This is a genomic window from Streptomyces sp. NPDC127038, from assembly GCF_042725875.1.
GTDB lineage: Bacteria > Actinomycetota > Actinomycetes > Streptomycetales > Streptomycetaceae > Streptomyces.
Genome location: NZ_JBHXDQ010000130.1, coordinates 1 through 7207, shown reverse-complemented (window position 1 = coordinate 7207; position 7207 = coordinate 1). Strand labels below are relative to the sequence as shown.

10 protein-coding genes are annotated in these 7207 nt (G+C 69.1%); 4 read left to right on the top strand and 6 right to left on the bottom strand.

All coding sequences use genetic code 11. The annotated features are described in order from the left end of the window. Nucleotides 1–50 precede the first annotated feature (50 nt). The 3 genes from ACFWI4_RS40920 to ACFWI4_RS40910 all read right to left on the bottom strand — a co-directional run bounded on the left by ACFWI4_RS40920 (nucleotide 51) and on the right by ACFWI4_RS40910 (nucleotide 2936). Nucleotides 51–404 (bottom strand): PRC-barrel domain-containing protein, encoded by a 354-nt coding sequence (locus tag ACFWI4_RS40920; protein WP_387206783.1) that lies wholly within the window; start codon nucleotides 402–404, stop codon nucleotides 51–53. Between the two features lie 178 nt (nucleotides 405–582). Continuing rightward, entirely contained in the window at nucleotides 583–2496 is a 1914-nt protein-coding gene (locus tag ACFWI4_RS40915) for an alkyl/aryl-sulfatase (RefSeq protein WP_387206781.1), read from the bottom strand. A gap of 263 nt (nucleotides 2497–2759) precedes the next feature. Beyond that, nucleotides 2760–2936, bottom strand: coding sequence for a hypothetical protein (locus ACFWI4_RS40910; RefSeq protein ID WP_387206779.1), 177 nt, complete (start codon nucleotides 2934–2936; stop codon nucleotides 2760–2762). A 27-nt stretch (nucleotides 2937–2963) separates the two neighbouring features. On the opposite strand from ACFWI4_RS40910, the gene ACFWI4_RS40905 reads away from it, so the two are divergent. Then, nucleotides 2964–3662 carry a hypothetical protein gene (locus ACFWI4_RS40905; RefSeq protein WP_387206777.1) on the top strand — a complete coding sequence of 233 codons (699 nt, stop codon included), beginning with the start codon at nucleotides 2964–2966 and terminating at the stop codon, nucleotides 3660–3662. A 90-nt stretch (nucleotides 3663–3752) separates the two neighbouring features. On the opposite strand, the gene ACFWI4_RS40900 is transcribed toward ACFWI4_RS40905, so the two are convergent. Together ACFWI4_RS40900 and ACFWI4_RS40895 are read right to left on the bottom strand one after the other, a co-directional pair. Then, nucleotides 3753–4487 (bottom strand): hypothetical protein, encoded by a 735-nt coding sequence (locus ACFWI4_RS40900; protein WP_387206775.1) that lies wholly within the window; start codon nucleotides 4485–4487, stop codon nucleotides 3753–3755. Between the two features lie 125 nt (nucleotides 4488–4612). Continuing rightward, nucleotides 4613–5149 (bottom strand): HAD domain-containing protein, encoded by a 537-nt coding sequence (locus ACFWI4_RS40895; RefSeq protein WP_387206773.1) that lies wholly within the window; start codon nucleotides 5147–5149, stop codon nucleotides 4613–4615. Nucleotides 5150–5443: 294 nt separating this feature from the next. On the opposite strand from ACFWI4_RS40895, the gene ACFWI4_RS40890 reads away from it, so the two are divergent. Together ACFWI4_RS40890 and ACFWI4_RS40885 are read left to right on the top strand one after the other, a co-directional pair. Further along, a complete protein-coding gene (locus ACFWI4_RS40890; protein WP_387206771.1) occupies nucleotides 5444–5932 on the top strand; it encodes a hypothetical protein in 489 nt (162 codons plus the stop codon). 141 nt (nucleotides 5933–6073) lie between these two features. Continuing rightward, nucleotides 6074–6283 carry a hypothetical protein gene (locus ACFWI4_RS40885; RefSeq protein ID WP_387206769.1) on the top strand — a complete coding sequence of 70 codons (210 nt, stop codon included), beginning with the start codon at nucleotides 6074–6076 and terminating at the stop codon, nucleotides 6281–6283. Between the two features lie 31 nt (nucleotides 6284–6314). Here the strand turns inward: ACFWI4_RS40885 and ACFWI4_RS40880 are convergent, their stop codons facing one another. Then, nucleotides 6315–6911 (bottom strand): hypothetical protein, encoded by a 597-nt coding sequence (locus ACFWI4_RS40880; RefSeq protein WP_387206766.1) that lies wholly within the window; start codon nucleotides 6909–6911, stop codon nucleotides 6315–6317. A 186-nt stretch (nucleotides 6912–7097) separates the two neighbouring features. Here ACFWI4_RS40880 and ACFWI4_RS40875 point away from each other — a divergent pair. Continuing rightward, the coding region (locus tag ACFWI4_RS40875) for a helix-turn-helix domain-containing protein (protein WP_387206785.1) at nucleotides 7098–7207 on the top strand (110 nt) is incomplete at its 3' end.

Genomic DNA, 7207 nt, shown 5'->3' with positions numbered 1-7207 from the left:
GATCTCCTCTGTCCGTCACCCGCCCCTCACGTGCGCGCGGTGCCGTGTCGTCAGAACGTGCGCAGGCCGGTGTAGTAGCCGCCGACCCGCTCGTGATAGTCGGCGTCGCCGACGTGCTGGTCCTGGACGAACTCGGGTGAGTTCTTGATCTGGTCCTTGGTGAGGGCGACGTGGATCTTCTGCTCGTCCTGGTCGACCGACCGCACGGTGCCGGCGGGGAGCAGGACCTGCTTGCCGAAGATCCATACGCCGGTGTCGACGACGAGGTAGGAGGAGTCGACCTCGTCCGAGTGCTTGTCGACCTTCCCGATGCTGCCGTCGGTGGCCTCGACCTTGTAGCCGATCAGGTCGGTGCCCGCGATGTGGCCGGTGGCCGGCTGGTAGCCCCAGATGCTGTCACTCATAAGAAAGACTCCCTCATCGAATCCTTTGCGCTCCGCGGCAAAAGCCCGCGAAATCCATTGAGGCGTCACCGGATTCGGTGACGTTTCCTCGCGGAGCCGGGTTCCCGGGAGTTGAGGTCCCACACGTTCCGGTCCGCGGGAATGCCCGGATGGCCGGAAGTCGGATGGCCGGAAGTGCTCACGGTGTGACGATGGCGAAGTCCGGGTCCGGCTCGCCGAGATGGCCGAGCAGTTCGGCGAGCCGGCCGATGTCGCCGGTGACCTCGACCCCGTCACGGGCGGCCAGCGCGGCGGGGGTCAGCGTGCCGAGCAGCAGGGCGCGCAGGTCGGCCTCGGCGAGCGCGATCCCGACGTCCGGTTCGGCCACCTCCGGGCCGGCCGCGGCCGGGTCGGTGCCGGTGACATGGGTGAGGACGCCGTTGCGCAGCCGCACGGTCACGGTGTCGCCCCCGCGGACCACGAAGCCCACGGTGATGTCCGCGTCCCAGCTGCGCGGCCCCTCCACCCGGATGGCGAGGGAGTCGAAGAGCTGCTCCAGGGTCAGGGCCGCCAGCACGTCGGGCGAGGCGGTCGGGGTCGGCGTGCCCACCGGACCGTTGCGCAGTTCGTGGGCCCCCATCAGATAGAAGTTGCGCCAGGTGCCGTTCTCGCTGCCGTAGCCGAGCTGTTCGAGGGCGTCGGCCTCCAGCGCACGGGCCTCCGCGTTGTCCGGGTCGGCGAACACGACATGCCCCACGACCTGCGCCACCCAGCGGAAATCACCCTCCGCGTACGACTGCCGGGCCCGGCGCAGCACTTCCCCGGCACCGCCCATGAACGCCACGTACCGCTCGGCCGACTCGACCGGCGGGTGTTCCCACAGGCGGGCGGGATTGCCGTCGAACCAGCCCAGGTAACGCTGGTAGACCGCCTTGGTGTTGTGGCTGACCGAGCCGTAGTAGCCGTGCGTGTGCCAGGCCCGCTCCAGCGCGGGAGGCAGCTCCATCCGCTCGGCGATCTCCGGGCCGGTCAGCCCCAGGTTCAGCATGCGCAGCGTCTGGTCGTGCAGATAGGCGTACAGGTCCCGCTGCTCGCAGAGGAACTCCACGACGCGTTCGCGGCCCCACACCGGCCAGTGGTGGGAGGCGAAGGCGACCTCGGTGGAGGCGGCGAAGAGCTGGACGGCCTCGGTGAGGTAGCGGGACCACACCCGCGGGTCGCGGACCTGGGCGCCGCGCAGCGTGAGCAGGTTGTGCAGGTTGTGGGTGGCGTTCTCGGCCATGCACAGGGCGGAGAAGCCGGGGAAGTGGATGTTCAGCTCGGCCGGGGCCTCGGTGCCGGGGGTGAGCTGGAAGACCATGCGGATGCCGTCGACCGTCTCGCTCTGCCCGGTACGGGTGACGGACACGGTCGGCGGGATCAGGGTGACCGTGCCGGTCGACGTCGTCTGCCCCAGGCCCGTACCGATCTGCCCGCGCTCTCCCTTGGGCAGCGCCGCCCCGTACATGTAGGCGGCGCGGCGCGCCATGGCCGTACCGGCGTAGACGTTCTCGCTGACCGCGTGCTCCAGGAAGCCCTGCGGGGCGAGGACGGGCACGCCCCCGGCCACCTCCTCGTCGGTGACGACGCCCCGTACGCCGCCGAAGTGGTCGACGTGGCTGTGCGTGTACAGGACCGCGGTCACCGGCCGCTCGCCGCGGTGGCCGCGGTACAGGGCCAGCGCGGCGGCGGTCTCGGCGCAGATCAGCGGGTCGATGACGAGGACGCCGCGTTCGCCCTCGACGATCGTCATGTTGGACAGGTCGAAGCCGCGGACCTGGTAGACGCCCTCGGTGACCTCGAACAGGCCGTGCTCGGAGCACAGCCGGCTCTGCCGCCACAGGCTGGGATTGGCCGTGGCGGGACACTCCCGCTCCAGGAACCCGTAGGCGTCGAGGTCCCAGACGACCCCTCCGCCGGCGTCGGTGACAAGGCTGTCCCGGGCGGTGCCCAGGAAGCCGCGCCGGGCGTCCTCCAGATCGCGGGTGTCGTCGAAGGGGAACCGGCGCAGCACCGCCTCGTTGGCCCGCTCGACGGCCTGCTCCGCGGGGTTGGCCTCGGCGTTCGCGGACATCGCGGGTCTCCCTCGCTGACAGCGCGGTATCGGGCGGTATCGGTGGCCGCGACCACGGCACACGGCCAGTGCCACCCTCGCCCGGCCCCCGTGGTCCCGCCAGCGGACCCGGTCCGTCCGGGCACGCCGGCGCCGGATTCGTCCCGTCGGCCGCGTACCGGCCGCTGCGAAGGACCCGAGCTGCCGGTACGGACCCGAGCTGCCGGTACTGGACCCGTCGTCCGGCGCCGTCGCTCCACAGGAGCCGGGCGGCCGGTACGCGGTCAGGCGGCCGCCAGATCGGCCCAGTGGTCGATCAGCTCCTCGGAGGTGCGGTGACTGCCGCCGCCGTCGACCAGCGCGGAGATGATCGTGACACCCCGGCCGTGCTCGTCCTCGGGCCGTGTCGCGGCCCACGTGGCGGGATCGGCCTGCGGACCGCCGTCGCTGTCCCGGGCCACGATTCGCCCGCGGCTATGGTGACGGTCGTGCAGACCTCCGATTCGCCGTTGGCGATACGCGCATGCTGGCTCTCATGGATCGCGGTCCACAGCGCCGACCAAGCGGAACTTGTCGCACAACTTGGTTTCACCAACGTGCGGAAGACCACCTGGGCGCACGGTGTGGACCTCATTGACGAGGTTGCACATGCAGGCGAAGAGCGGTTCTCAACAGTCGTGATCACCCCAGCGATCGACGGATGGACGTTGGTCATCGGAGCGTGGTGCGGACTGCCCTACCTGACGCGCACCGCTCTCGTTACGAACCTGTGCCAGCAGCTCAGCTCGAAGTACGGAAGAGCCCAGGCCTACTTCCACAGCGAGCAGAACGACGGCGAAGCCTGGCTGATCGCCGAAGACGGATACGTCATCAGGCGGTGGGTCGCCGAATATCCCGAACTGGCCCTCGGCGAGCCATTCGGCGTCGAACGGCGCCTCCTGGACGCCTTCGGCATTCCCGGCAAACCTGAAGATCTTGATCCCGAAGACGACCGAGCCAGCAGTTGGGCGGCTACTTGGGGCGACTGCGACGCACCGACGGTCGCCGCAGAGTCGACCCTGGATCCCCGACAGATCGGGCCGCAGACCCAGACTTCGGGAGCGGTGCTCGTGGCCCGGACGCCGCCATTCGAACCCCTGGACCCGATCACTGGTACGGCGCCTTACGGAGAATCACCGGGGGACTGACCTTTTTCCGGCGTGCCATCCGCGCCGCCGGCGGCGGAGTCGCGCTGCACCACCGACAAATGATCTACGTCACGAAAATTGACTGGAGTATTAGCTGCAGTCCCACAAGAACCGGCCCTCAAGGTGGTCGGAGCTGACGAAGACGAAGCCGCTTCCGTAGCCGAAGTTCAGGAAGAACGGATCCTCTTCCGCCTCACCTCGGTCCTCGAACTGGCAGAGGAACAGCCAGGAGGGGGCGATACCGAAGGCCTGATCGTTGGGGTAGACGGCCTCGCCGCCCAGGAAGTCCGCGGGCCAGTCCTCTTCGGGATATTCAGCCTCTGGGCCCTCGCCCCGCAGGTACCGGGAGAACGCGGCGGCCTGGTTCGCTGCGTCGTCGAGTTCCGCCGGTACCGGCGTCAGCTCGGTCAGCCATTCGACGGGAACCTCCGTGTGCTCCGGACCCCACCGCCACAGGGTGCGCCCCTGCGTGCCGGGGGAGCCGATCGACGCGAAGGGCGGTATCCGCCCACCCGGCTGGATCAGGACGACGGCCTCGCCGTCGTCCGGAGTGTCACCGCCCATGACCACGCCCTCCTCGTGCAGGAACAGGTACGCGAGGCGCACCTCGTCTCCCGGCACCCGGAACTGGCCGATGAACACCAGGGGCTCGCCCGAACGCGGATGCACCGGCCAGGCCGGTCCGTCCAGCCAGACCGGCTGCCCGCCGAACTTCGACACCGGGTCCGTGACCGGCTCCCGCGCAGCCCGGAAGGCCATCTGCAGCCGCGGCAGGAAGGCTGCATCGTAGGGGCTGGCAGCCCGGCCCGTCTGTGCGGAGATCATGCTTGCGAAGCTACGGCACCCCACCGACAGCACCCGGTCTGGACCGGCTCCCTCAGATCCTGCCCACCGGCAAGGTCCGAAAGGGACGGCCTGGGCGCCCTGCCCGCCCGGCCGGGACGTTCTGGTCAGGTGCGGCCGCTCTCGGACTGTTGCCGCAGCCACGAGGTGAGTGTCGTGTAGTCGTCGGCGGTGAGGCCGTGGCGGGGGTCGACGTGGTGGAGCAGGGCGTGGGGGCCGTGGTGGGCGGTGACCCAGGTCCGGTCCGTGGCAGTGAGCTCGTCGTCGACCCAGACGAACGGCCGTCCCGCGGCCCGGTCGACCAGGGTGCGGGTCTTCCAGTGCAGTCCGTCGCGTTCGTCCTGGTCGTCGATGTCCGACGGCTCCGGCCAGCGGACCACGGCCAGCGGCTCAAGACCGAGCAGGGGAGCGATGCACTCGTTCGCCTCGTCCGTCCACGTCGTGGCCCAGACCAGCTCGCAGGCGAGCGCGGTCAGCCTGGCCCCGTGCCGGGGATCGATCCTGGTCAGGAGCGGGTTCGCGGCGGCGCCCCGCGGATCGGGGCCGAGCGCGTACGTCGGGTAGTGCGGTGGCTCCGCGCCGAACGGGATCAGCGGTCCGTCGACGTCGAGGAACAGCAGCGGAAGCCGCACAGAGCCGGTCACGACAGCCCAGGATAGTGAGGCACCCGCCCCGGTGCTCACGCCCCCGCTGCTCCTGTGGCTGGTGCGCCTGGCGTCGGTGCTCCCGTCCCCGGTGGTGCCTACCGCCGTTGTGCCTCCCGTGCGTGTGCGAGAGCGGGGCCCTGGGGGTGCGGGGGCCGGTCAGCCGGGTGAGGGTGACCCCGGCGGCCGCCAGGTCCTGGACGCCGAGGCCGACGAGCTCGCAGAGCGTGCCCGCGAGGACCTCGCCCAGAATGGCTGGCGCGCCATCCAGACTTCTGAAGTAGTTTTGAAGTCATGACCGCCATGCCCGCTGAAGCTAACCTCTCGGAGCTTCTGCAGAAGCCCAAGGACACCATTGCGCGCATGCAGGGCTCCGCACGGCGGGGGATTACCCTGCATCGCCGCGACGACGAAGACCTCTACCTGACCACCGCAGCGCGCGCCGAAGAGGTCGTGCAGGTTGTCGACTCCACCACCCGACTCTTCGTTGCCATGATGAAGAGCGATCCGCAGGTCGTGGAGATCCTTACGCACGTCTTCCCAGACGCATTCCCTTGGGTGCGTTTCCTGCCCGAGCCGGCCGTCCGCGAGTTCCTCGTCGAGTTCGTGGATACAGCCCGTGCGGCCGTTGACCTGGACAACGTGGCGCTACTCGCGCCGGTCGTTGCAGCATGGAAGTCGACTGCCGAGGTGTACGCGGACCCGGAGCTGCGCGAGGCGCTCCTTAAGTCGCCCGACGGAGACTTTGGTCCGGTCGAGGCGCCCGAGGTGTCCGGCGAGTGAGTCCGAAGAAGGGGGATCCGGTAGCTCCACCACCGGCCCAGGGGGGAGTACGACGTCCGCTACGGCAGCTCACCGGCCGTCGACGGCTGGCGCGAGGTCTGCAGCAAGGCTCCGGGGAATGCTGCCAAAGCGTGGGCGCAGATGCGCACCGACCCTGCTCCGGCACAGCAGACCGAGCGGCACCATCAGCTCAAGTACAACCTGTCGCACGTCGATCGAGGCGGGAAGCGGCTGCCCCAGTGGCAGATCGAAGTCACTGGGGGAGGCCGCCTCTGGTACCTCGTAGACGAGGAAGCCCAGAAGGTGTATCTCGTCTATGCCGGCGTCGGCCACCCCAAAGCGACCGACTGAAGGAAGCCTCCCCGCTCCGGGGAGGCTTCCTTCAGTTGCGTCGCCAGCCGAGAGGCTGGTCGTCCAACAGAGCGATCGGCAGATTCCCCTTTTCGATGTCCGCCCGTGGAACGCGAATGCCGAGGCAGTCGCCCACGGCCTGCCACACCACGGCGGGCACACCGCCGTGGTGTTCGTCGACGAACTTCACCCACTCCGGCCTGCGGTCGAACTCAGGCGGTCCGGGGTTCACCGCGTCGGCGGCTCGCAGCGCCGCGTCTAGGGCCGCCACCTTCCCGGTGGTATCCGCTTTCCGACTGCGCAATGGGCTTTCGCCGAACTCGGTGAACCACATGGCGCCATCGCAGCCCGGAGCGTAGGCGAGCCAGCAGGGCTGAACCGCGATGTTCGGGTTGAGGCACACCAACTCATCCCTAGGAAGCGGCTTTACTGCAGGATCGTCGCAGAACCACCGCTCATACCATGTGGACGAGCCCGAACTCTCCAGGACGTAACTCCACTCGCCGGACGTCCCGTACGTACAGGGGCTCAGCGTTGCGGCATCCGTGGTGAGGTCGAAATCCCGGTTCCGGACAGGAACCGCCATTTCTTCCTCCCGCGCCCTCAGGCGCCTGAGGAGTTCTGCCACGGGAAGCCCTCGCACCGCTGTCAGCGATACACCGCCCCGCATCCCGGGTGGTTCATCAGGTTTCCTTCGTGGATACCCCGGCCTTCAGGCCGGGGAGGAAACGAAGCTCCTGCGGAGCAGGGCAGGGAAAGCAGGTTCGCCCTTGGGTGGACCGGCGTTGTCAGTGATGGCCGTTAGGTTGGTCGCGTGTATCTGCGGTACTCCTTCCGGCTCGAGCCGACGCCGGGTCAGCGCATCGTGCTGGCCCGTACGTTCGGTTGTGCCCGGGTGGTCTACAACGATGCGTTGGCCGCGAG

Bases quoted from the DNA above. Each gene is read 5' to 3' on its own strand.
- ACFWI4_RS40885 (WP_387206769.1), top strand. From the start codon at position 6,074: ATGCGCACCGACCCTGCTCCGGCACAGCAGACCGAGCGGCACCATCAG.
- ACFWI4_RS40920 (WP_387206783.1), bottom strand. From the start codon at position 404: ATGAGTGACAGCATCTGGGGCTACCAGCCGGCCACCGGCCACATCGCG.
- ACFWI4_RS40900 (WP_387206775.1), bottom strand. From the start codon at position 4,487: ATGATCTCCGCACAGACGGGCCGGGCTGCCAGCCCCTACGATGCAGCC.
- ACFWI4_RS40890 (WP_387206771.1), top strand. From the start codon at position 5,444: ATGACCGCCATGCCCGCTGAAGCTAACCTCTCGGAGCTTCTGCAGAAG.
- ACFWI4_RS40915 (WP_387206781.1), bottom strand. From the start codon at position 2,496: ATGTCCGCGAACGCCGAGGCCAACCCCGCGGAGCAGGCCGTCGAGCGG.